At 66.0% G+C, this 2,561-nt stretch carries 2 protein-coding genes and 1 pseudogene; all 3 read right to left on the bottom strand.

Annotated features, from left to right (window positions below; translation table 11 throughout):
* Positions 1-120 precede the first annotated feature (120 nt).
* A complete protein-coding gene (locus tag ACE5C1_RS06040; RefSeq protein ID WP_374943160.1) occupies positions 121-408 on the bottom strand; it encodes an EexN family lipoprotein in 288 nt (95 codons plus the stop codon).
* Between the two features lie 20 nt (positions 409-428).
* Entirely contained in the window at positions 429-1,142 is a 714-nt protein-coding gene (locus ACE5C1_RS06035) for a type IV secretion system protein (protein WP_374943159.1), read from the bottom strand.
* Positions 1,143-1,154: 12 nt separating this feature from the next.
* Positions 1,155-2,561 (bottom strand): annotated as a pseudogene (locus ACE5C1_RS06030) (transporter); the annotation flags it as partial.

The following is a 2,561-nucleotide window of genomic DNA, read 5'->3' as shown; positions in this document are numbered from 1 at the left end:
GAACATAGCCGATCATCGCTCCATAACCCGAGCCGAAGATCGCATCGATCGGCTCCTTGAACCCGGCGAACATCGTCGAGAACAATTGCCTATCATATTGGAAGCCCGGTGCCGCCATGCCTATCTGGCTTTCGCCGAGAGAGCGTCGGCGTCGCGGCTGCTCGCGGCCCGCCGATCAGCCGTCCGTCGTTCGCGCGTGATGCGGGCGTCGGCGAGCGCTCCGTTGTAGCAGTTCTGCTGCAGGCTCGTGGCGGGATTAACCAGTTCCGCCGGGGTCGTCTCCTTCAGACACCGCTGCCCGAGCGCCGCGAGTTCATCGCGGTGATCGTAATAATACTCGGTGCTGTGCACCTGCTCGCTACACGCAGCCGAAACCAGCGCGGCGAACCCGGCAACCGCAACTGTCATCGTGCCGCGGAGCGAGCATTTCATCGCCGGCCGCCAAGGAAATCGGCATCGCGCTGGCGCGCGGCGCGGCCAGCATCGGTCCGCGCCTGGGCGCGGGTCGCGACCGCCACCCGCTGCGTCATTTCTAGCGCCCGAAGCCGTGTGTCGTCGTTGCTCGCCTGCGCCTGCTCGAGAGCGATCCGTGCCTGGAGATCCTGAACTTCCTTGGCGGTCGTCGCCGTCGCCAGCCGGGCCTGCAGTTCGCCAAGGCCAGCGGCACGGGCTTGAACGGCTTCACCGGTCACGTCGGCTACCGCGGCCGACGTCGCGATCCGGTTGCCGGTCGCTTCCATCGCATCGCGGTAGGCCTGCTCGGCCGGGGTCGTCGCGGCGGTGCTGTCGGAGGGCCGCAGAAACCGCTGGTAATAGGCCTGTGCCTTCTGGCCGATGGCGCTGTTGCCGCTCGAAGCCCGGCCAGAACTCAGGTCGGTCAGGCTGTCGGTGACCCCGATCGCGCGCAGCCCGTCCTTGCCCAGCTGGCTGGCGACATTCGGAATGTCCGTCAGCTTGTTGAGGTCGTTATACAGCCGTTGCGCTTCGGTGATCTGCTCCTTGCCCTGTTCGATCATCTTCACCGTCTGCCGGATCTGCTCGACCTGCTTGGCGATCGCGGCCGGGTCGATGACGGTCAGCTGCGCGCTTGCAGGCGCAGCCCACAGCGCCAGCGTTACGGTCGTCAGGAGGATGGTTCGCATGATGCTGTCCTTTCAGCTCGGGCGGCGGGCGCGGTGGAATGCGGGCAACCAGTCGTCGGGATCAGGGCCGGTTTCGGCGATCGCACGCGTCATGACTGCGATCGTCTCGGTCCGGCCCGACAGCACCGCCAGCGCATCGTCGAGGCCAGCGAGATCGAGCTCCACCACGACCGAGTCATGGTTTTGCTTCACGAGGAAGCGTCGGCTCTGGGGCGACAGTTCTTCCCGGATCATCCGGTACTCGGCCTGCGTCAGGCCGAGCCCTTCGACATAATCGCTCTCCGCCCCATAGGCGTTGGGCAGCATGATCCGCGTCGCGACCTGTTCGATGATGGTGCGGGCGATCTCGGAGTTGAGCGCATCGGCCGGGCTCTGCGTTGCGAACACGAGCAGCGCGTTGCGCTTGCGATAGGTCTTCAGCCCGTCCTTGGCGAAGGCGCGAAACACCGGGTCGTCGAGCGCGCGCCAGAATTCGTCGATCGAGATGATCATCCGCTCGCCGGTGAGCAGCGCATCGATCCGGTTGAACATATACATCATGATCGGCGTGCGGATTTCCCCATTGTCGAGGAAGTCGGTCATGTCGAAGCCCAGGAAGCGGGCATCCATCGATAGCTCGTCGCCAGGATTGTCGAACACCCAGCCGAGCGGTCCGCCCTGGATCCAGCGCTCGAGCCGGGCGCCGATGCCGCCTTCGGCACGCTGGCCTAGCAGCGGACGGAGCGCGCCCAGCGAACGCTGCGCAACCGGCAGGCGCATGATCGCCGCGACACCTTCATCGATGCGCCGGTCGTCATCAACGCTCAGCGGCTCCTCATCACGACGAACGAGCTGGCGGACAAAGCCTGCCAGAAACGCTCGATTGCCCTCGGTATCGTCGAGTGCCCGGAACGGCGCGAACCCGGTGGGCCGGCCGTCCTGCAGCGTAAGGTAGGTGCCACCCGAGGCGCGGACGAAGATCTCGGCACCGCGATCCTTGTCGATGAAGATCTGGCGGGCGCCGGTCTTCTCGGCCTGCGCCATCAGGAAGTTCAGGAGAACCGTCTTGCCGGCGCCCGAAGGTCCGATGATCAAGGTGTGACCAAGGTCGCCGACATGGAAGTTGAAATAATAGGGCGAGGAGGCGCTCGTCTTGAGGAGCGCAATCGCGTCGCCCCACTGGTTGCCCGCCATGTGACCGGCCGGGTAGGTGTGGAACGGTGCCAGCGCGCAGAAATTGCGCGAGGTGATCGCGGCCGGGCGCGCGCGCCACGGGAAGTTGCCGGTCAACTGCGACCAGTAGCTCGCCTCGAGCGCCGCACCCTCGCGCGCGGCCACCAGCCCGGCATCGGCCAGCGCCGCGCGCGCGATCGACAGATTGTCGCGAAGCCGTTTGCGGGTCGGGGCATAGACCGCGAGCGTGAAGTGGTGCGTGCCCAG

It is taken from the genome of Sphingomonas sp. (assembly GCF_964263785.1).
GTDB lineage: Bacteria > Pseudomonadota > Alphaproteobacteria > Sphingomonadales > Sphingomonadaceae > Sphingomonas.
The sequence above is the reverse complement of the archived record's forward strand: the minus strand, read 5'-3'. Positions and strand labels throughout refer to the sequence as shown.